This is a genomic window from Bacillus cereus group sp. N8, assembly GCF_016483685.1.
GTDB classification, from domain to species: domain Bacteria; phylum Bacillota; class Bacilli; order Bacillales; family Bacillaceae_G; genus Bacillus_A; species Bacillus_A proteolyticus.
On sequence record NZ_JAEHBK010000007.1, the window covers coordinates 18,109 to 38,986 of the forward strand.

Consider the following 20,878-nt stretch of genomic DNA (forward strand, 5'->3'; position numbering starts at 1 on the left):
CGCTTTTTTTTAATGTTTCAAATGATCTTCTTGATTGATTAAATGGCTATACTTTGGATTATTTGTACGCATTTCATGAAGGCGCGCTCCATGATTATTAATCCATGTTCGTACTACTTGCTCAGTCATTTCCTCACCTTGGTAACGACCTGATTTCGCATAAGTTGTTTGAAAATCTTCCCACAGTAATTCAACCCACGCACGAGCTTGTCCGTAAGAAAGCTTGTCATTCTTGTCTAATAATTCTTTCGTTAATGCTTCATAAATATCATTCATGTTCTAGTCTCCTTTTACCTATTTATCCCTTCATTTCTAAAGGATAGTTTCTTCTATTTTGCACATTCTATAAGTGATACTTCTTAAAGAGGTATCAACTGATGATGAGGAGGGCGTTCGCAATGGGTAAACAAGCCGAGTTTTGGTCTGAGTCAAAAAACAACAGCAAAATCGACGGTCAGCCGAAAGCGAAATCACGCTTCGCTTCGAAACGACCTAACGGCACAATTAACACGCACCCACAAGAACGTATGCGTGCTGCAAATCAGCAGGAAGAGTAGTACAGGTACAACCTAAAAAATTAACTTCCTACACGAGGTGATAAAGATGAGCTACCGTGATCGTTTAGATAGTCGTTCTGAATTATTTAACCATACGTGGACTCGTCCGAAACATGCGAAAGCGCAAGTTAACGGACAGACGCAACAGACCCAGTCTCTCATTATATTGGCCAATGAATGTAAAAAACGCCAATTTTAGAATCTCCTATCTCCTTTAACGCCTACCAAAGATGAAAACCAGAGAGATATTCGCTCTCTGGTTTTTATTTTTCTTGCAACAAGGAGATTGGTATCCCAATCTCTTCATTATCGTTTTGCTTATAACCCCAAGCAAATACCCCATTGAAGTACGTGATTTTAAATAATACACCAGGTTCTTCTACTAATTCATATGTCTCACCAATATGGAATTTGTTTATATCAGTCATGTAAGCACGGGCCATGGCCATCTTTCTCATTAACACATCGAATTCATTTACAATTCCAAGTTGCTCAGCCTTTACTGCTTGCTCCTTCAAAGCCCCAATTTCTTCTCTAAGCTCATGCGTTGTCATTTCACTGTAGCGTTTTGGCATATTCATTTTATTATTCCCCTCATCCCTCTTCACGTTTCATTTGTAAAAATATCTCTATCTCATCAATAGAGAATCCTTTTCGATATAACGCTTGTTTCATCTTATTTTCGAATGTCCATCCATCATACTTCTTATATTTCTCATAATATTTATTCCCATGATAGTGTAACGCTTCTTGTTGCTGTTCGTCATCTTTTTCGTCTTTCAATTCTTCTAGACAAATTTGAATCACATCTCTAGAATATCCTTTACGCACAAGCATTTCGTCTAACTTTAGCTTCATTTGTAAAAAGGAATGTTTTTGATAAGATCTTTTCTTCTTTTCTATAAGAACCAAAGCATTTTCAATTTGCTTCTCCTTTGGATACTCTTGTAAACTATGTGTAATGATTAGATCCTGAACACCTTTATTTAACAGCTCTATCTTTATAACAGTCGGACCTTTTCGATTCACATTACTTTGCGTTCGCGTATATAAAATGGCATACTCTTTATCATTAATATATCGGTCATGTAATAATTTCGAAACGACTTCAGAGATGATGGCCTGTCCCACTTCTTTTTTTCGTAAAAAATCTTCTATTTCTTGTTTTGTTCTCATTTGATAGGATAAATAGGAGATTGCTTGTAAATATGCTTTTTGTACCTCTTCATTGTACAAAATATTTCCTAACGCTATTTCATCAATTTCTAAGCCTTTTTGTAATCCGTGTTTCATTAAGATTACTTGATCCACACTAAATCCGTACTCTTCACCTTGACCTTTATCAATATAAATATTAAATCGTTCTTTCGATCGTTTTTGCACTTCTATTTTTGTAATGACAGCCATACTCTCACCTCTCTACTATTTTAACATAGTCGAGGAACATTTTTGTTTTTCAAGAATATATATAATGAGGAGGAAATGATTGTGAAAATCGCAATTTCTGGTGGCTCTGGCTTTATCGGCAAATACCTTTCTAGTTTTTTTATTCAAAAAGGATATACTGTTTACATTCTCACTCGAAAAAAAACTACTAAAACTTCACACACTAACCTTCAATACGTACAATGGACACCGGATTTACAGACCTTCCCCCTCTCTTCTATCGATGTAGTTATTAATCTAGCTGGAGAGTCTATTAATAGTAGATGGACAAAGAAACAAAAAGCAGCAATTTTAAACAGTAGAATTCAAACAACAAAAGGACTCATTAAACAATTGCAAGCACTTGGTACAAAACCACACACATTTATTAACGCAAGCGCTATTGGATACTACGGAACATCTGAAACAGAGTCTTTTACCGAGCAGCAAGAAATTCCAGGAAATGACTTTTTAGCAGAAACAGTATTTTTATGGGAGCAAGAAGCATCTAAAGCATGTTCTCTTGGAATAAGAACAATCTACTCAAGATTCGGAGTCGTATTAGGTGCAGACGGAGGAGCTCTTCCAAAAATGCTACTTCCCTATCGATTCTATATGGGAGGTACAATTGGATCTGGAAACCAATGGTTATCATGGATTCATATAGACGATGTCGTTCGCATGATTGACTTCATCATACACAAAGAAGAAATTGATGGTCCTCTTAATATTACAGCCCCCCTACCTATAAGAATGAAGGAATTTGGAGAAACCATTGCAACTATAATGGGAAAGCCTCATTGGTTACCTGTCCCTTCATTTATGCTTCACGCTTTATTGGGTGAGATAAGTATACTTGTACTAGAAGGGCAACATGTATTACCTATTAAAGTAATTGAACATGGGTACCAATACACATTTCCGACAGTAAACCATGCATTACAAAATATACTTTCGCATACAATGTAGTACTTCTAAAACACAGTTTTACAAGGGGTCTAGGATCCAGAGCATTACTACACAAATAACCTTTCAGTTACTTTTTCTTAAATTCCATTAACATTGTAAAGTAACAGAAATGAGGTACCTATGAAAATATTGCTCAAACAAGCCATTGTGTACCCTATTACATCTCCAAAGTTCCAAGGTGATGTACTCGTTATAGGCGAACGAATTGCTGAGGTCAAACCTTCTATTCAGCCTACTCAAGATATGACCGTTATAGATGCGCGAGCTCTTCATCTCTTACCTGGATTTATTGATGTCCATACTCACCTTGGTCTCTATGATGAAGGCACTGGTTGGGCTGGAAATGATGCAAATGAAACCTCTGAAGTTTCAACACCGCATATCCGTTCTTTAGACGGAATCCATCCTTTTGATATTGCATTTCAGGATGCTGTACAAAATGGTATTACAACTGTTCATGTTATGCCTGGGAGTCAAAATATTATCGGGGGTACTACTTGTGTAATAAAAACTGCTGGAACTTGTATTGATCATATGATTATTCAAGAACCTGCTGGTTTAAAAATTGCCTTTGGAGAAAACCCTAAAAAAGTTCATAGTAACGGAACAAAAGAATCAATAACACGTATGGGTATTATGGGTTTACTTCGAGAATCATTCTACGAAGCACAACACTATGGACATGAAGCTGATTTTCGAATGCTTCCTATTTTAAAAGCACTTCGCCGGGAAATACCAGTACGTATCCACGCTCACCGCGCAGATGATATTACTTCTGCTCTACGCTTTGCAACAGAATTCAATCTTGATTTACGTCTTGAACATTGTACAGAAGGACACTTTATTGTTGAAGAGCTTTCGAAACACAATTTGAAGGTTTCAGTTGGCCCCACTCTTACACGCCGTTCTAAAATCGAACTTAAAAACAAAACATGGGATACTTACCATATATTATCAAAAAACGGAGTGGAAGTTTCTATAACAACAGATCATCCCTATACACCCATTCAATATTTAAATGTTTGTGCTGCTGTCGCAGTAAGGGAAGGATTAGACGAGAAAACTGCATTGGAAGGAATCACTATATTTCCAGCGCGAAATTTACGTTTAGAGGATAGAATTGGAAGCATTGAGGTTGGAAAAGACGCCGATCTCGTGTTATGGACACATCATCCTTTCCATTATTTAGCCAAGCCTGTACTAACTATGATTGATGGGAAAATAATTTACAAAAAAAATAAAAAAAACTAGTTTATTTTTTTGACTAGATAAAGTATTATACGATTATAAACTGAATGAAACCATAATCAATTTGTGTCGTGATTATCATTTTCAAATTGATGAATGGGGAAGGCAAATGGTGCGCCACCAGCGTTATAAACTGGTTCTAGTGGGTTCGATTCCCACCCCGAAATTTTTTAAAGATTGATATAAAAATTTCGAGGGTGGGGTGCTTTTTCGTCATGCTACCCTCGTGTGAGGAGGAGTTAGTGTGTTGAAAAAACGCGACTTACACGACAGCCACGTTCTATACGAATTAATGGTGGATCCAGCTGTCTTCCCTTTTGTGCGTCAAAAGGCTTATTCTTATGAGGAATATTTATTTTTAACAAAACAAACGATTGAAGCTGAAGAGCGTGGGGAATTAATTTCACGCACAATTTTAGATGAATGGGGTAACCCTATCGGAACAATTACTTTATTTGATGTGCAAGAAAAAGCCGGGTTCCTTGGAACATGGCTTGGAAAACCGTACCATGGCAAAGGCTATAATAAATTGGCGAAAGATTCATTTTTTAGCGAACTTTTCTATGAATTAGATATTGAAACAATTTTTATGCGTATTCGCAAAATAAATATTCGTTCTATTAAAGCTGCCGAAAAATTACAATATGTAAATCTAGCAAATGAAACAAGAAAAGCCGTTTATGATGAAATTAATGCAAATGAAGAAGTTTATAACTTATATGAAATTCCAAAAGATCAATATACACTTGCTACAATGCGAGATACAACATTCCAAGATGCTCATCAATTAAAAGAAGCATAGTCTAAATTTTTTGAAATGATAATTATTCAATACTAGTTTGACATATATGTATATCACCCCATGTCTTTGGAAACGATAGATAGTGACTTTAAGACACGAGGTGATTTGTAATGGATAAAAAGAAACGTGACAAAGCGAAAAACACATTATCTAGTACACAGGAAGTTCTTTATCAACGAGAATTTCGAAAAGCAGATCGTGCAGCGGGATATCGCTCAAAAAGTATTTAAAGTGAAACTGAATAATTAGAAGGTTTTCCCCCCTAATTATTCAGTTTCATTGTATAAGATTTTCCAATTAATTAACAAAAAAGGTTCCTTATTTATAAGGAACCTTTTTTGTGGACAACTTTATCCACAAAATCCATAGAATTGTGCATAAATTCCAAAAATCTTTTGCGAATTCATTTATTTAACTAAACACCAAACGCACGAATTGTGGATAATTTTCTAAAAATTGTGGACTATGTGGATATAGTTGTTAATATTCCGATTTTACTGTCTAATGAAAGCGCGATCCTTTGTGGATAAGTTAATAATTCAGGCTTACTTTTGTTACAATAATAAAAAAACCCTCTTTAAAAGTTTAAAAGAGGGGTTTCATATTAAGTAAAAGATTCGGCAAGAGCTGGTGATTTAATAGGTATACGACTCGGCTCTGCATGATTTTCTGCCAAAATTGCATCCACGATATGACCAGCTGGTTCAGGACGATAAATACTTTTCATCGCTTCTTTCATTTGGAGAAGCTTTATATCATCTTGCAATAACGCCTCTGTTTTTGCAAAAACTTCACTATCATCACGGATTACAACTGCAGCCCCTTTTCTTTCAAAATACAACGCATTTTCATTTTCTTGTCCTGGGACAGGCTTATATAAAATGACAGGTACTTGTAATGCTGCTGCTTCGCTTAATGTAATACCACCTGGCTTCGTAATCATACAAGAAGTAACACGGAATAACTCATCAATGTTTTCAACATAACCAAATACTTTTAAAGCATCAGAACTTTGCTCCTGCAGCCCCAATAATTCCTGCTTTAAAGCTTCGTTTTTCCCACAAACGACAACTACTTGTAAGTTTGGTACTGACATAAATGACTGGCATAGTTCTTTTACACTTCCTAGCACACCATGAGCACCTGCTACAATTAGTAAAATCTTTTTATCCTTACATAACTGATATTTATTATATATAATTTCTGGATTGATCTTTAGCTCAAAACTACTACGAATCGGAATCCCGGTTTCAACAATTTGCTCTGCAGGCACACCAATATCAACCATCACTTTTTTCACATGATCGGTTGCTACAAAATAACGATCTACTTCTCGATGGATCCATATTTTATGAACGCAAAAATCTGTTAATACGTTATAAACAGGAATAGAAATACCTATTTGCTTTTTCAATTCTGGTACAGCGATGATTGGAAAGGTATTAATAACAATATCCGGTTTCTCTACCTCTAATAGCAACTTCAAACGCTTTCTTCCAAAATTCGCATACCACGATGCTATTTTTTTATCATAAATTTTCTCTACACCATAATAAAACAAACGATATAATTCTTTTCCTATCGTATAGCTTTTTAAATATAAATATTTTGTAATATCGGTTATAACTGGATGTGATTCTCCAAACAAGTCGCATACAATTACATCTTTGATTCCTTTTTGGCGAAAGGTTTGTTCTAATGTTTTCGCTACTTGCACATGACCGTTACCGTAATGTGCAGTTAATATTAAAACCTTGGGGTTTTTTATCAAACAAATCCACTCCTAGCTTTTTGTTTCTCCATATTGCATATACGACAATAGGAAAAACATTTTCCTTAAACATTACATACTCGGATTCCAATATTCCCCTGTTAGCTATGTACCTGTCGTGGATATGCAAAGCATATAAGATTGACCCCTTAATCCTATCTGTGCTCATATCTTTACATTATACTTTCCTATAAGAGCTTTCGCAATAACTTACAAATGTTCTATATTCCATGATACTCACTCTTTTACTTCTTAATTCTTTTTACTATTTTGATTTCCCTTTACAATTATGTAAATTTCTCCGCTTACTCTTTACAAAAATATGGATATTCTCTCTTCAGTATACTCTGTTCTGAATATATACTCTAGATTTTATTATAAAGTGAAACTTTAATCAGTGGGGGTTTTATTCATCCCCCACTGATTATTAGCCTTCACCAATCGGGCGTTTACTGTCCACAAATAGCGGGATAAAGAAACAAAAAGTCTAATCCAATATTTGGATTAGACTGCTTTTAAAATATGTTTCGCATGCTCAACATTTTCTTCTGTCGGTGGATTCACATCCGCAAGTGGATACTTATGTCCAAGTGCCTCCCATTTATAAACACCAAGTTTATGGTATGGTAACACTTCCACTTTCTTAACATTCGATAGACTTTGAATAAAGCTTGATAATTTTTGCAGATCCTCTTCACCATCGGTAACACCAGGAACCAATACATGTCTTACCCAAATTGGTTTCTTTTTATCCGATAAATAACGAGCAAATTGTAAAATGTGTTCATTTGGTTTCCCTGTTAATTTACGATGTTTCTTTGAATCAATATGCTTCAAATCCAATAAAACTAAATCTGTATAATCCATTAAAATATCTAGCTTATTTTGGAATTCTGGTTCTTCAGAATAACAACCGCCAGAAGAATCGATCGTTGTATGGATACCATATTCTTTACACTTTTTAAACAACTCAATCAAGAAGTCTAGCTGTAATAGTGGCTCTCCACCGCTAACTGTTATACCGCCTCCAGAAGCTTCAATAAATGGAAGGTAACATGTCACATCCTGCATCACTTCTTCAACTGTTATTTCTTTACCTTTACCGATTTCCCACGTATCAGCATTATGACAATATTGACAACGTAATAAACACCCTTGTGTAAATATGACATAACGAATCCCTGGGCCATCAACAGTACCACAAGACTCTACAGAATGTATTCTTCCTTTTACCATGTTACTTCCTCCTTTATTGAAACAGCCTCCCCCCGCTATATATTAAAAGCGGAGGGACACTTTTTTCACTTACATGCTTTCATGCATTGTACGGTTAATTACATCAATTTGTTGTTCACGAGTTAATTTAATAAAGTTAACAGCGTAACCAGATACACGAATTGTTAATTGGGGATATTTTTCAGGGTGCTCCATTGCATCCATTAATGTTTCACGATTAAATACGTTAATATTTAAGTGATGCCCTTCTTTTATTGCATATCCATCAAGCATAGATACTAAGTTGCGTACTTGTACATCATCTTCTTTACCAAGTGCTTTTGGAATGATAGAGAATGTATTAGAAATACCGTCTTGTGCATCTTCATATGGTAATTTAGCTACAGATAATAGTGACGCTAATGCACCTTTTGTATCACGTCCATGCATTGGGTTTGCGCCCGGTGCAAATGGCTCTCCAGTACGACGTCCATCTGGAGTGTTACCAGTTTTCTTACCATATACAACGTTAGATGTGATTGTTAAGATTGACATTGTATGAACAGAATTACGGTATGTTTTATGTTTGCGAAGCTTGTTCATAAATGTTTTCACAAGATTTACTGCGATTTCATCTACACGATCATCATTGTTACCGTATTTAGGGAAATCTCCCTCAATTTCGAAATCAACTGCAATACCATTTTCATCACGAATTGGTTTTACTTTTGCGTATTTAATTGCACTTAAAGAGTCTGCTACTACAGACAATCCTGCGATACCTGTTGCCATTGTACGAAGAACATTTGTATCATGAAGTGCCATTTCAATACGTTCATAGCTATATTTATCGTGCATATAGTGAATTACATTTAATGTATTTAAATATAGACCAGCTAACCATTCCATTGTCATATCGAATTTATGCATAACTTCTTCATAATCTAATACTTCAGAAGTAATTGGTGCGTATTCAGGACCAACTTGTGCTTTTGACTTTTCATCTTTACCACCGTTAACCGCATATAGTAATGCTTTCGCTAAGTTTGCACGTGCTCCGAAGAACTGCATTTGTTTACCAATTCTCATTGCAGATACACAACAAGCAATACCGTAGTCATCGCCGTAATCAGGACGCATAATGTCATCATTTTCATATTGAATTGCTGATGTTTTAATAGACATTTTCGCACAGTAGTTTTTAAAGTTTTGCGGTAACTGTTTGGACCAAAGAACTGTTAAGTTTGGTTCTGGAGCTGGTCCTAAATTATCTAATGTATGCAAGAATCGGAATGAGTTTTTTGTTACTAACGGACGACCGTCTAACGCCATACCACCGATAGATTCAGTTACCCAAGTTGGATCACCAGAGAATAGTTCATTGTAATCAGGTGTTCTTGCAAATTTCACAAGACGTAATTTCATAATGAAATGGTCCACAATTTCTTGTGCTGCTTCTTCTGTTAAAGTACCATTTGCTAAATCTCTTTCAATGTAAACATCTAAGAATGTAGATGTACGTCCAAGACTCATTGCTGCCCCGTTTTGCTCTTTAATTGCTGCAAGGTAAGCAAAGTATAACCATTGGAAAGCCTCTTGTGCATTTGTAGCTGGCTTAGAAATATCGAATCCATGAGAAGCAGCCATCTGTTTTAACTCTTGAAGTGCACGCATTTGCTCAGATAATTCTTCGCGTAAACGCATTGTCTCTTCGCTCATTACACCGCCAGTTAAATTAAAATCAGCTTTTTTCGCTTCAATTAAACGATCTATACCGTACAATGCTACGCGGCGATAGTCACCGATAATACGTCCACGTCCATATGCATCTGGAAGACCAGTAATAACACCTGATTTACGAGCCGCTTTCATTTCTGGTGTGTATGCATCAAATACACCTTGATTATGAGTTTTACGCCAGTCTCTGAAAATACTGCTAAGTTCTTTATCCATTTCATATCCATACGCTTCACAAGCTTGTTCCGCCATACGAATACCACCATATGGTTGCAAAGAACGTTTAAATGGTTTATCAGTTTGGAAACCGACCACTTTTTCAATATCTTTATTTAAATATCCTGGTTCATGTGATGTAATAGAAGAAACAATTTTTGTATCCATATCAAGAACGCCACCGTTTTCACGTTCCTTTGTTGTTAAATCCATTACTTGATCCCAAAGTTTTTTCGTTTCTTCAGTTGCTTCCGCTAAGAAAGAGTCTTCTCCCTCGTAAACGTTTACATTATTTAAAATGAAATCGCGAACATCAATCTCTGCTTTCCATTTTTCACCTTTAAAGTTTTCCCACGCGTTTTTTACATTTTCTAATACTTGAGTCATCCTAATCTCCTCCATTTTTGATTAGTACAGGACTACGTTTTTTTATATAACAGCTTACACACTTAGAATACTACTTTTTTTCGAAAGTGGACGAAATAGTTGTGACATGTTTGTGAAATGTTGAGCAAACCACTACATACATAGTGTTAACCTCATACAAAACTCTTTAGAATTAACCCTTTCTTTAATTGTATTTTTTTGGTATCCTTATATACGAGTCCTATTTTGTAATATAAAAACGATACCCATTGTAGAGCTGTAATACTCTTATCTCCTAATCTGTTATAGTTTTTATAACGGAACAAAAAAGTGTACATATGTTGTACACTTTTTTTTGTTACCTATAAAACATCTCTTTTTCTATTTCCATCATAGAATCCACCACGACCGCCCTTTAATGCGATTAATTGCTCTACCCCTTCTATATGATCACCTATAATTCGCAAGACAGCTGGAGGATGACCTATTTTTGCAAAATGTTCACTAAGGCGAATACGGTTCATCTTATCGACCTCAACACGACTTACACATGCGATTTCGAATCCTGAAAGAATAGCTTTCACTTGCGCTACGCAAGGTGACAGTAAAGATCTATATCCAATTGATTTCAAACACGACCTGCTAAACGCATTAGGTACAGCAATAAGAGAGCCTACACCTAAATCTTTTCGATTACAAGCTACATTTAATGCATATTTAAATGCAGTTACAAAATGCAGTGGTACTCTCAAATCTAAATAATGATTTAAATCATTTAATGCGACATCTGTTCCATCTGCAATTGCTTTTGCAAAGGGATATAGCTCACTAGCAGGAATAACAAAATCGCCGTCTATAAATAACACAATTTCTCCTTTTGCAAAATAAGTTCCAAGCGAACGCCCCACATCGTTTCCAAGTGCTTCTTTATATACAATTGTTGTTGCTCCCTTGTCTTTTGCAATTGTTGCCGTTTTATCGGATGAACCATTTACAACAACGATGATTTCAAAAGGTTCAATTTTACGAAGCTCTTCTATAACGTTCCCAATTGTTTTCTCTTCATCTTGTACAGGAATAATTACCGATAATTGCTCTCCTTTATACAAATTAGATGTAACGCCCCATCCTTGAGAAAATCCTTCAAAATTTAAAGTATGATAGACACTCTCTCTTTTCCTATTCCCATCATAATATCCTCCGCGCTCATCGCTGCCTACTATTCGCTCTGCTACAGCTTCTATATGATCACCTATCATTCTTTTTTCAGATTGAGAAAGATCCGTGCCATATGCAGCATGCTCGAGTGGACGAAATTTATTCGGCGTAATAACGTCAATTGCACAATGACGACTAATTTTCCATTTACTTTGTGCTAAGCGTAAATGAGCCACAATAGGATTAACAAAACATTCATATCCAATACTTTGAGCAACTTCTTTCGTCAACGCATGGGGTACAGATAATAAAGAATCAATTTTTAATTCTTCGCGCTCTAACATTGCATTTAATATTTGGCGCCATACTGTAATAGAATGTGGTTTTTGATTCTTTAAAAATAATGCGTCCAAATTATTTAAAGCGATATCCGCCTGATCATGCAAAATCGGATTAAGGAATAATTGTAATTTTGAAGTTTGAATAGCAAAATCACCATCTACAAACAGTAATACATCACCTATCGCATGTTTCGCACCAACTGCACGTCCAACGTCGTTACCAAGTGACTCTTTATACTGGATTACTGTACATCCTAAGCTCTCAGCAATCGCTTCTGTGCCATCATTACAACCATTTGCTACTACAATAATCTCTACTGGATTTAGTGGTTTTACCGATTGAATCACATCTGAAATCGTATCCACTTCATTACATACAGGAATAATAACCGATAATGACTTAGCCATTGTTTTCTTCACGAAACCATTTAATAGTTTCTTTCAATCCCTGTTCCCACGTTACTGTCGCTTGAAATTGAACAAGTTCTCTTAATTTTGTTACGTCTGGTCTTCTATTTGGAATTTCCTCAAAACCATGTGGGTATACTTCTTCAAAAGGAACATGTAGAATTTTCGAAGAAGAATTCGTTAGTTCTTTGATTACTTCTGCTACTTCTTTAATATTTTTTTCATTCTCAGAACCTATATTAATAATTTCACCATTTACATTCTCACCCATTGCGCGAATTGTTGCCTCGACCGCATCACTTACATACGTAAAGCAACGTGTCTGCTTTCCATCTCCATACACGAGAATATCATCACTTTGCAAAGCCGCACGAATAAATCGTGGTATTACTCCTGCATACGGACCATCTTTCGCTCTTGGACCATAAATATTAAAATAACGAACAATCGTTACAGGTAAACCTTCTAATGCGTATCCTAAACATAATGTCTCTTCTAACGTTTTACAAACTGCATAACTCCAGCGTATTTTAGAAGTTGCACCGTATAAACGATCTCCTTCTTCAAAGAATGGCGGCTCTCCCTTTCCATATACTTCAGAAGTAGATGCAAATACTACTTTCTTCTTCCCTTTTAACGCTGCTTGCAAAATGTTCCTCGTCCCATCAAAATTTGTTTCAATAAGCTCTACACTTTTTTCCATTGTCGTTTTAACACCTAATATTGCCGCTAAATGAAATACTACATCATGTTGATTTACTAATTCATAAATAGAACTTTTATCCAAAACACTTATTGGAATAAACCGAATTTCTTTCATTAATTCATCATGATATTTATTTTTCCCTTTATAGAAGTTATCCACAATCGTTACTTCATAACCTCTTTTCACCAATTCTTCAGCTAGATGCGACCCAATGAATCCTGCTCCACCTGTAATCAAACATTTCTTACTCATACACTCACCTTCTTTATAATTCCACGTGTATCTATTAATCGCTCAATGCCTTTAAATAGATTCCAATCGATATTAGAGTGATCCGTTACAATTAAAATACAATCCGCTTGTTTAATTCTTTGTTCATCTAATGGGACGGATTGATATAGTGTATCTCCAATTTTCGCTGTAGAAATATACGGATCATGATATTCTATCTTGTATCCTTCTTTTATTAATAATTGAATAATTGGCAACGCTGGTGATTCTCTCAAATCATTTACATCTTTCTTATATGCAATTCCTACAATTAAAATCGTTGCTGGTGATTGCACCACACCTTTTACTTTCCCGATTATTTTCTCTGGCATTTCTTCATTAATTACATGTGCTACCTCAATTAATTGACTAATTGCTCCAGCCTTTCTTATTCTCCATTGAAAATACAAAGGATCTACCGGGATACAATGTCCCCCTATTCCTGGTCCTGGCCAATACGGAGTAAATCCAAACGGTTTTGTAGATGCAGCTTCAAGCGCCTCATAAAAATTAATATTCAAACTTTCACAAAGTATATTTAACTCATTTACTAATGAAATATTAACTAAGCGCTGAATATTTTCAAATAGCTTACACATCTCGGCTACTTTCGGAGAGCTAACTGGAACGACTACATCAAATATAGTGCTATACAAATCCTGTACTTTTTGTTTACACTGCTCGGTTTGTCCACTAATAACTTTCGGAATTGTTTCGACTGAATACTGGCTATTCGCTGGATCAATTCGCTCTGGAGAATACCCAATATAATAATCTTCTCCTACCTTTTTACCTGTTTGAGAAATAATAGGAATGATAACTTCTTCCAGTGTACCTGGATATGTGGAGCTTTCAAAAATGAAGGTTTGTCCTTTTTGAAGGTGTTGTTGTATATAATAAGAGGCTGAAACGAGGGCACTTAAATCGGGTTCTTTATTCTCATTAATTGGCGTTGGCACAGTCACAATAACATACTCACTATTTTGGAACTCCGTAACACCTTTATCTGGTGTATTTACTATTAATTTTCTCTCGTTCAATAAATTTTGTAATACGTTAGAAGAAACATCAGGAATATAACTTTCTCCTTTGATTATTAATTCTATCTTCCTAGTATCTTTATCTAATCCAAGTACAGCATGTCCTCTTTCTGCAAAAAGGACAGCCAAAGGAAGGCCGACATATCCTAATCCAATAATAGTTACTTTACTACTAGCATCCATCTATATTTTCTTCTTCCTTTCTCAATTGTTGAATTATATCTCTATCCCGCTCTCCATCTGTAAATCCTCCGCGTTCGTCCGTATATTGTAATAAATACGCAATCGCCTCAAGCTGATCACCAAAAATACGGTCAAATGCTGGAATACGTCCATTTACAAACCCATGTTGCTCTGGGCGTACTCGATTTGTTTTTATAACATCTACAAATTCCACTGCTGTAATAGAACATTCTTCTAAAATAGCTTTCATTTGAGCTAATGGGGGAATGATAAGAGAATCATATCCAATTTTCTCTATTACCTTTTTACGCATAGCATGTGGTACTGCCGTTAACGAGTTGTTCCATAAGTCTGGTCGTTTTGCTACCAAATTCACGAAATATTTCCCCATACTAATTGGATCTGCCGGATGAAACATATCTAACAAACATTGTAAATCATTTAATGCCACATCATTCCCGTCTTCAATAGCATGCAAAAATGGAATTAGTTTTTTTGCCGGAATAGCAAAGTCACCATCAACAAATAAACAAATATCTGCCGTAGCATGCATAGCCCCTATCGCTCGTGCTACATTATGTCCAAGCGCCTTCGTGAATTCAACTACAATAACATTCTCTAACTTTGCTTGTTTAATCGTCTCACCATCTGCTCCATTTGCAACAACTATAATTTCATCTACACCTGCTTTTTTCACTTCTTGTATAACAGATCTTATAGTCATTTTTTCTTCTGACACTGGTATAATCGCACTATATTTCGCCTGTTCCTTCTTTAATAAAACTGGTTTATACTTCCCTATAAACTCTCTATCCCTGTTCCCCTCCGAAAAACCGCCACGTTTACCATATGTTTCGATTACATATTGCAAAGCACGTAAATGATCACCCATAATACGACTAGTCGCTTTCGGATAAGGAGAACCTGGTGATGTACCAGTATGCACAGGACGAACTTTATTTGTGTGAATTACATCGACCGAAGCCATATCAACAATATCTACTCCTCTAGACATCGCCATCGCTTGAAATAATGCTGGATCTGCTAAATTCCACCATCCAAGCCTCTCGATAACTTCTCTACTCATCGCATGTGGAATTGCGATTAATGATCCGACAACAAGCTCTTTTTTATTCAAATAACGATTCAACATACATTTTCCAACTGTCGTATAATGTGGTCTCACCTTTAAATACACAGACCATGTTAAATTATTCACAACAATTTGATGCCCCCGCTGGATTCCTTTCACGAAACGTTGTAGCTCTATATTATCAATAACGATATCACCATCTAAAAATAATACGATGTCACCATTTGCTTCTCTAGCTCCAATTGCCCTTCCAACATCATTGCCAAGAGAATGTTTATAATAAATCACGCGGCAATGATGTTGGAAGGCTATTTCTTTTGTCTCATCTGTCGATCCATTATCTACTACGATAATTTCATAAGGCTCGAGCTTCTCCACTTCTACTAAGACTTGTGATAAAGTACTTGCTTCATTATGCACCGGAATAACAACTGATACTTTCATACTTGCATCACTCTTACCCTTCCAAGCGAACATAAGAAATAATAGGAATACGTACAAGTACATCTTCCGGTGGTCCATAAGAAGGAGAAGTACGAACACTTACTGCCCCGTCCGTCACAGATAAAAGAATACCTGCAACGATTTCTACAGCTGTCACAACTTGCACTAACTCACCAACATGGTTACGCAATTCATCAGTAAATAACATATATAAGTCTCCTTTCTTACACTTCTTTAATTGATATAATACTTGTAAATGGTAATAAAACTTCAGTTCCTATTCCTTCTTGCAGCGTTAAGAAATCGTCACCAACTGCTACAATAACACCCGTTAACTGTCCAACTGTCACAGTAATTTCGACGTTTTTACCTAAATACTGCTTTGCAATTTCTTTAAATGGTGATGTATTACATTCTTTTAAAATGTTACAAATAATAGATTGGAATTGACTTGATTCTATAAAATCTTCCGTAGCTTGCTTAGAATTTCTTTGAATAAACCTTGCGAAGTTTTGCGAAAATAAAAGTCGTTCCACAGCAGGCAATAACTTATTATCTAAAAAATAATCTAATTGTCTATTAAACAATCTCGATAACTTTTTCCAATACTTACCGAACAGACACATACACTTCTCCTCCTATTATTTTTAAATTATAAAAATACATCCATACATCTTAATGTATACAAAACAAACTTTTTTGTGATAGGTAAGACATACATTTTTCAACGAAACAATATGTTCTAATCACACAAAAAAGATAGATGGTATCCCATCTATCTTTATATATATTTTAATTTTTAATTGTAACTATCGCAGAGACACTATAATAAACTGCTCGTGGTAATTCTGCCTGTTCACTTATAGAAGCTGTAACAAGTGAACCACCACTTGCCGAGAAATACTTAGCAGCTTCTAACGGAATACCATCTTCTTTCACATCAATATGCGTGCCATCTCGCCAGTCTATTTTCTGCATTGTTGCTGAAAGGTCTCCAGTCACTTTACCAAATTCTTTACCATTCACCCCTAAAAAGATCCATTCCCACTTTGTTAAACTTAGTACTTGTTTCAACTCTCCAATTTTCTTTCCATCTACATCAGAAAAAATATAGAAATTACGTACTCCCATCTTCTTTTGAACACGCAACAATCTTTCTCCCGAGTGATTATATAAATAAAATTGTTGCTTATGTAGTCCCTTAAAAAGAAAAGAAAGTACAGCTTGCCATACACGTTGAATAACAAAATCATACTCTTCTTTTAAAAAACCTACTGTATTTCCATCTAATCCAAAGTACGTTATTACTTGAAATACCCCTACCTCTTTGCGAACAACAAATTTTTGTTGCTCAAATAATTCAGAAGTCTCTATATTATAATTTTCCTGTTTAAGCATTTTTGATCTTCGTTTTTCCGTAAAGCTATATATTAATAATCCAAATGCTGGTAGTACAACACCTATTAATTTTAGATTTTCTTTCTCCGAAGTGAATAGCATCCCTTTGTTATATTCCATCACTAATACAATTGCGACGATAATCCATACAATGACAGATACAAACAAAATTCGTTTCGCATTACGTGCGTGATGCTTATGTATGCTCATATCCCTCCCCCTTTTCCATTTATCCCGCATTAACGGGCAGTAAGACCCCCACTAATTAAAGTTTCACTTTATTTCATTATCCCATTGCACATACACTTCCTCAATAAAAAAAGACTATCCAAAAGGGATAGTCTTTTACACTTCAATATTTCGTAACATCGTATAAATATCGTTATTCACTTTACCAAACGATTTAATGTTATTTTGAATGTTAGATAATAAAACAACATATACACTACCATTTTTACTAAATCCATTTAAGCAATTCCAACCTGGCATTACACCATGATTTGAATAACTGCCCGGATCGACATACCAGCCAAATCCGTAATCTTTTTTGACGGCAGTAAACATTTGATTATAACTCTCTTTCGAAATTAATTTTCCAGAGAATAGCGCTTCATTAAATAAATATAAATCATGTGCACTCGTATATATATCACCACAACCATATAGCTGTGACATACTTGGAATATTAGGTGTTGTCATATTGTTATTTACGATTTTATAACCCGTTGATGGGAACCTTGTTTGCTCTAACTCTTTACCGAAACCAGAATGTTTCATACCCGCAGTAGCAAAAATATGTTGTTTAATATATTCTTCTAACGGTTGTCCACTTACCTTCTCAGCGATATAGGCAAGTATTGAATAGTTCGAATCGGAATACTTCCATTTCTCTCCTGGACTCCCAATACGCTTTTGCTTTCCTATTCTTTTTATTAATTCCTCATGAGAAATATCCTCTGTTCCTTGCTCATATTCAGGAATTCCTGATGTATGTGTTAATAAATGTTTTAACTTTATACCACTACCTTGCGGGAAATCTGGAATATACTTTGCAACCGTATCTTCTACGTTTAATTTATTTTGATCTTTTAATTGCATAATAGCAGTCGCTACAAATGCCTTCGAAATAGAACCAATATAGAAAGTTGTTTCCGAATTATTCGGTACTTGCTTCTCTTTATTCGCCATACCATATCCTTTATTCAAAAGAACTTTCCCGTTCTTCACAATAACAGCTGTCCCGCTAAATCCTGCATTTTGTAAATATTGATCCAATTGAGCGTTTTCATTAATTTCTTGAGGCGGCCCTTCAGCAGGTTTCTCTATAACTTGCGCCTGCTTTATCTGTTCTTCCTGTTCTTTTTGTTTTCTTTGTTTTTCAGCTTCTTGTCTTTTCATTTCTTCTTGCTTTTTTATCTCTTCTTGCTTCTTCATTTCTGCTACTGCTTTTAAAGTTTCCTCTTTTTTATTATGCGCAACAATTTTTGTATACATGAAATATACAAGTGAACATAGTAGGACGAGAATGATTGTTCTTTTTATGTATACAAACGGACGACGTACTTTCCCACTAACAGTATTTTTTTCCTGATCCATGATTACCCTTTTCCCCTTATTTACCGATAATTTAATTCATCTACACAAGACTTTTTTCAAATCATTTCAGTAGATTATAGACACTCCATTCTATGTCATCCCTACTTTATCACGCGCTGAACATATTACCAACCTATATGTATAAAAAAGAAAAAGAAAATTTACAAAAGTAAGATTCCCTTTAAAATTTCAACATAATAAAAGAGGATATCCTGTAAAAGACTGGTGTTATCAATCTTTTTGGATATCCTCTTATCTAACTATTTATACGTTTTTTTTCATATCATCGGCAACAGATTCAACATTTGTACCTACGATAACTTGTACACTTGTGTTACTTAATTTCATAACACCTTTTGCACCAGCACGTTTTAATGCTGCTTCATTTACTTGACCAGCATCTTTCACTTGTAAGCGTAGACGTGTTGCACAGTTATCAATAACTGTTAAGTTTTCTTTTCCACCTAAAGCTGCTACGTAAGTTTCACCAATTGAACCTGCAACTGGTGCATCACCCTCTTCAGCTAACTCATCGTCATCTTCACGACCAGGAGTTTTTAAATCGAACTTCTTAATTAAGAAGTAGAATACTACGAAGTAAATTGCTGCGTAAATTAAACCGATTCCCGCTAGCAATACTGGTTTTGTTGCAATACCAAAGTTTAAAACGTAATCGATTGCACCGGCACTAAATGAGAAGCCATCGTGAATGCCAAGTGTTGTTGTAATGAATAAAGAAAGACCTGTTAATACTGCATGAATACCGTATAATACTGGTGATAAGAACATGAATGAGAATTCAATCGGTTCTGTAATACCAGTTAAGAATGAAGTTAATGCTAGACCACCTAACATACCTGTAACCATTTTACGCTTCTCTGGTTTAGCAGCCGCAATCATTGCGAAACACGCTGCTGGTAAACCGAACATCATGATTGGGAAGAAACCAGTCATGAACATACCTGCTGATGGATCTTTTGCAAAGAAGCGTGCAATATCACCATGAACGATATCACCAGCTGCATTTGTAAAGTCACCAAGTACAAACCAGAAGTATGTGTTCATTACATGATGTAAACCGATTGGGATTAATAAACGGTTTAATAATCCGAATAAACCAGCACCAACTGACCCTAAGTTCACGATGCCGTGTGCTACCGCATCAATACCACTTTGAATTGTTGGCCAAATTTGACCGAATACTAATCCTAAAAGAAGCATTACAATAGAAGTAATGATTGGTACGAAACGTTTCCCCGCAAAGAAACCTAACCATTCTGGTAATTTAATCTTATGGAATTTGTTATATAGTAATCCAGCAACAACCCCAGCAATAATACCACCAAGTATGGCCATATTTATTTTTGGCGTTAACGCCGCTGCTTTTGAAACTTTTGTCATTGTATCTGCTAATTTAGTTGGATCTACTGAACCTACTAAATCCTGAACACTTTTTAATTTATCATTCAGCTCCGCTGCTGAATATGCCTTACTTAGAGCGTTCGTTGTATTTTGTAAAACAAGATATCCGATTGCCCCAGCAAGTCCTGCTGCTCCACTACCATCAATAGACAAACCGATTGCAACACCAATTGCAAAAATAAGTGCTAAATTATCAAAAATTGCTGCACCGGCCTGTGCCATAACAGGAATATTAAATACGTCTTCTTGTCCTAAACGAAGCAATAATCCTGCTGCTGGTAGTACGGCGATTGGAAGCATTAACGCTTTACCAATACGTTGTAAAAACTGCAACATTTTAATTCCCCCTATCAAATTTATGAAATCGTTATCATTATAATTACGCTTTAGAAAACGCTTTCTATTACATAATCATAATAACATATAGTTGTATAGATGTGTAGTTTTTATTTTCGAACTTTTTATGGATAAGTTTTCTATTTCCAAACTGTTATATAAAAGGGAAATTCTCCT

At 35.5% G+C, this 20,878-nt stretch carries 21 protein-coding genes and 1 pseudogene; 6 read left to right on the forward strand and 16 right to left on the reverse strand.

Going from position 1 to position 20,878, the window contains the following annotated elements:
* Window positions 1–9 precede the first annotated feature (9 nt).
* Window positions 10–276: a YfhJ family protein gene (locus tag JDS80_RS12930; protein WP_000998161.1), complete on the reverse strand. Its 267-nt coding sequence runs from the start codon at window positions 274–276 to the stop codon at window positions 10–12.
* A gap of 122 nt (window positions 277–398) precedes the next feature.
* On the opposite strand from JDS80_RS12930, the gene JDS80_RS12935 reads away from it, so the two are divergent.
* Window positions 399–557 carry a small, acid-soluble spore protein K gene (locus JDS80_RS12935; RefSeq protein ID WP_000517891.1) on the forward strand — a complete coding sequence of 53 codons (159 nt, stop codon included), beginning with the start codon at window positions 399–401 and terminating at the stop codon, window positions 555–557.
* Between the two features lie 46 nt (window positions 558–603).
* On the forward strand, window positions 604–756 hold the full coding sequence (locus JDS80_RS12940) for a YpzG family protein (protein WP_000122093.1): 153 nt from the start codon (window positions 604–606) through the stop codon (window positions 754–756).
* 64 nt (window positions 757–820) lie between these two features.
* Here the strand turns inward: JDS80_RS12940 and JDS80_RS12945 are convergent, their stop codons facing one another.
* Together JDS80_RS12945 and recX are read right to left on the reverse strand one after the other, a co-directional pair.
* Window positions 821–1,138: a YfhH family protein gene (locus JDS80_RS12945; protein ID WP_071745392.1), complete on the reverse strand. Its 318-nt coding sequence runs from the start codon at window positions 1,136–1,138 to the stop codon at window positions 821–823.
* 13 nt (window positions 1,139–1,151) lie between these two features.
* Window positions 1,152–1,964, reverse strand: coding sequence for a recombination regulator RecX (gene recX, locus JDS80_RS12950; RefSeq protein WP_199638750.1), 813 nt, complete (start codon window positions 1,962–1,964; stop codon window positions 1,152–1,154).
* An 81-nt stretch (window positions 1,965–2,045) separates the two neighbouring features.
* On the opposite strand from recX, the gene JDS80_RS12955 reads away from it, so the two are divergent.
* The 4 genes from JDS80_RS12955 to JDS80_RS12970 all read left to right on the forward strand — a co-directional run bounded on the left by JDS80_RS12955 (window position 2,046) and on the right by JDS80_RS12970 (window position 5,231).
* Window positions 2,046–2,951 (forward strand): TIGR01777 family oxidoreductase, encoded by a 906-nt coding sequence (locus tag JDS80_RS12955; protein ID WP_199638752.1) that lies wholly within the window; start codon window positions 2,046–2,048, stop codon window positions 2,949–2,951.
* 120 nt (window positions 2,952–3,071) lie between these two features.
* Window positions 3,072–4,202 carry an amidohydrolase gene (locus tag JDS80_RS12960; protein ID WP_000698292.1) on the forward strand — a complete coding sequence of 377 codons (1,131 nt, stop codon included), beginning with the start codon at window positions 3,072–3,074 and terminating at the stop codon, window positions 4,200–4,202.
* A 241-nt stretch (window positions 4,203–4,443) separates the two neighbouring features.
* Entirely contained in the window at window positions 4,444–5,001 is a 558-nt protein-coding gene (locus JDS80_RS12965; protein WP_000914737.1) for a GNAT family N-acetyltransferase, read from the forward strand.
* Window positions 5,002–5,111: 110 nt separating this feature from the next.
* Window positions 5,112–5,231 (forward strand): YfhE family protein, encoded by a 120-nt coding sequence (locus tag JDS80_RS12970; protein ID WP_000358484.1) that lies wholly within the window; start codon window positions 5,112–5,114, stop codon window positions 5,229–5,231.
* Between the two features lie 374 nt (window positions 5,232–5,605).
* On the opposite strand, the gene JDS80_RS12975 is transcribed toward JDS80_RS12970, so the two are convergent.
* The 13 genes and pseudogenes from JDS80_RS12975 to nagE all read right to left on the reverse strand — a co-directional run bounded on the left by JDS80_RS12975 (window position 5,606) and on the right by nagE (window position 20,701).
* Window positions 5,606–6,772, reverse strand: coding sequence for a diglucosyl diacylglycerol synthase (locus tag JDS80_RS12975; RefSeq protein ID WP_071745389.1), 1,167 nt, complete (start codon window positions 6,770–6,772; stop codon window positions 5,606–5,608).
* A gap of 504 nt (window positions 6,773–7,276) precedes the next feature.
* Complete coding sequence (pflA, locus tag JDS80_RS12980) at window positions 7,277–8,008, reverse strand: pyruvate formate-lyase-activating protein (RefSeq protein ID WP_071745388.1); 732 nt, start codon at window positions 8,006–8,008, stop codon at window positions 7,277–7,279.
* A 69-nt stretch (window positions 8,009–8,077) separates the two neighbouring features.
* The gene (pflB, locus tag JDS80_RS12985; protein WP_098888556.1) at window positions 8,078–10,327 is read right to left on the reverse strand and encodes a formate C-acetyltransferase; all 2,250 of its coding nucleotides are present in this window, start codon (window positions 10,325–10,327) and stop codon (window positions 8,078–8,080) included.
* A gap of 152 nt (window positions 10,328–10,479) precedes the next feature.
* Window positions 10,480–10,700, reverse strand: a pseudogene (locus JDS80_RS12990) (hypothetical protein).
* A complete protein-coding gene (locus JDS80_RS12995) occupies window positions 10,669–12,213 on the reverse strand; it encodes a glycosyltransferase (protein ID WP_071745386.1) in 1,545 nt (514 codons plus the stop codon). Before JDS80_RS12995 ends, JDS80_RS12990 begins: the two are co-directional and overlap by 32 nt.
* Window positions 12,206–13,171: an NAD-dependent epimerase/dehydratase family protein gene (locus tag JDS80_RS13000; RefSeq protein WP_199638754.1), complete on the reverse strand. Its 966-nt coding sequence runs from the start codon at window positions 13,169–13,171 to the stop codon at window positions 12,206–12,208. The genes JDS80_RS12995 and JDS80_RS13000 overlap by 8 nt, the downstream gene beginning before the upstream one ends.
* Entirely contained in the window at window positions 13,168–14,412 is a 1,245-nt protein-coding gene (locus JDS80_RS13005) for a nucleotide sugar dehydrogenase (protein ID WP_071745384.1), read from the reverse strand. Before JDS80_RS13005 ends, JDS80_RS13000 begins: the two co-directional genes overlap by 4 nt.
* Entirely contained in the window at window positions 14,402–16,012 is a 1,611-nt protein-coding gene (locus tag JDS80_RS13010) for a glycosyltransferase family 2 protein (RefSeq protein WP_116733448.1), read from the reverse strand. The genes JDS80_RS13005 and JDS80_RS13010 overlap by 11 nt, the downstream gene beginning before the upstream one ends.
* Window positions 15,963–16,157: an LSm family protein gene (locus JDS80_RS13015; RefSeq protein ID WP_000899472.1), complete on the reverse strand. Its 195-nt coding sequence runs from the start codon at window positions 16,155–16,157 to the stop codon at window positions 15,963–15,965. The genes JDS80_RS13010 and JDS80_RS13015 overlap by 50 nt, the downstream gene beginning before the upstream one ends.
* 16 nt (window positions 16,158–16,173) lie before the next feature.
* Window positions 16,174–16,575: an LSm family protein gene (locus JDS80_RS13020; protein WP_071745382.1), complete on the reverse strand. Its 402-nt coding sequence runs from the start codon at window positions 16,573–16,575 to the stop codon at window positions 16,174–16,176.
* A 166-nt stretch (window positions 16,576–16,741) separates the two neighbouring features.
* On the reverse strand, window positions 16,742–17,557 hold the full coding sequence (locus JDS80_RS13025; RefSeq protein WP_199638756.1) for a sugar ABC transporter ATP-binding protein: 816 nt from the start codon (window positions 17,555–17,557) through the stop codon (window positions 16,742–16,744).
* Between the two features lie 135 nt (window positions 17,558–17,692).
* Window positions 17,693–18,943, reverse strand: a complete 1,251-nt coding sequence (locus tag JDS80_RS13030) for a serine hydrolase domain-containing protein (protein WP_199638758.1) — start codon at window positions 18,941–18,943, stop codon at window positions 17,693–17,695.
* 264 nt (window positions 18,944–19,207) lie between these two features.
* Window positions 19,208–20,701 (reverse strand): N-acetylglucosamine-specific PTS transporter subunit IIBC, encoded by a 1,494-nt coding sequence (nagE, locus tag JDS80_RS13035; protein WP_199638760.1) that lies wholly within the window; start codon window positions 20,699–20,701, stop codon window positions 19,208–19,210.
* Between the last annotated feature and the right edge of the window lie 177 nt (window positions 20,702–20,878).

Coding starts and splice junctions, on each gene's coding strand:
- JDS80_RS13010 (WP_116733448.1), bottom strand. CDS start 16,012: ATGTACTTGTACGTATTCCTATTATTTCTTATGTTCGCTTGGAAGGGT.
- pflB (WP_098888556.1), bottom strand. CDS start 10,327: ATGACTCAAGTATTAGAAAATGTAAAAAACGCGTGGGAAAACTTTAAA.
- JDS80_RS12940 (WP_000122093.1), top strand. CDS start 604: ATGAGCTACCGTGATCGTTTAGATAGTCGTTCTGAATTATTTAACCAT.
- JDS80_RS13020 (WP_071745382.1), bottom strand. CDS start 16,575: ATGTGTCTGTTCGGTAAGTATTGGAAAAAGTTATCGAGATTGTTTAAT.
- pflA (WP_071745388.1), bottom strand. CDS start 8,008: ATGGTAAAAGGAAGAATACATTCTGTAGAGTCTTGTGGTACTGTTGAT.
- JDS80_RS12935 (WP_000517891.1), top strand. CDS start 399: ATGGGTAAACAAGCCGAGTTTTGGTCTGAGTCAAAAAACAACAGCAAA.
- JDS80_RS13000 (WP_199638754.1), bottom strand. CDS start 13,171: ATGAGTAAGAAATGTTTGATTACAGGTGGAGCAGGATTCATTGGGTCG.
- JDS80_RS12970 (WP_000358484.1), top strand. CDS start 5,112: ATGGATAAAAAGAAACGTGACAAAGCGAAAAACACATTATCTAGTACA.
- JDS80_RS13030 (WP_199638758.1), bottom strand. CDS start 18,943: ATGGATCAGGAAAAAAATACTGTTAGTGGGAAAGTACGTCGTCCGTTT.
- JDS80_RS12960 (WP_000698292.1), top strand. CDS start 3,072: ATGAAAATATTGCTCAAACAAGCCATTGTGTACCCTATTACATCTCCA.
- JDS80_RS12945 (WP_071745392.1), bottom strand. CDS start 1,138: ATGAATATGCCAAAACGCTACAGTGAAATGACAACGCATGAGCTTAGA.
- JDS80_RS13025 (WP_199638756.1), bottom strand. CDS start 17,557: ATGAGCATACATAAGCATCACGCACGTAATGCGAAACGAATTTTGTTT.
- recX (WP_199638750.1), bottom strand. CDS start 1,964: ATGGCTGTCATTACAAAAATAGAAGTGCAAAAACGATCGAAAGAACGA.
- JDS80_RS12995 (WP_071745386.1), bottom strand. CDS start 12,213: ATGGCTAAGTCATTATCGGTTATTATTCCTGTATGTAATGAAGTGGAT.
- JDS80_RS13005 (WP_071745384.1), bottom strand. CDS start 14,412: ATGGATGCTAGTAGTAAAGTAACTATTATTGGATTAGGATATGTCGGC.
- nagE (WP_199638760.1), bottom strand. CDS start 20,701: ATGTTGCAGTTTTTACAACGTATTGGTAAAGCGTTAATGCTTCCAATC.
- JDS80_RS13015 (WP_000899472.1), bottom strand. CDS start 16,157: ATGTTATTTACTGATGAATTGCGTAACCATGTTGGTGAGTTAGTGCAA.
- JDS80_RS12930 (WP_000998161.1), bottom strand. CDS start 276: ATGAATGATATTTATGAAGCATTAACGAAAGAATTATTAGACAAGAAT.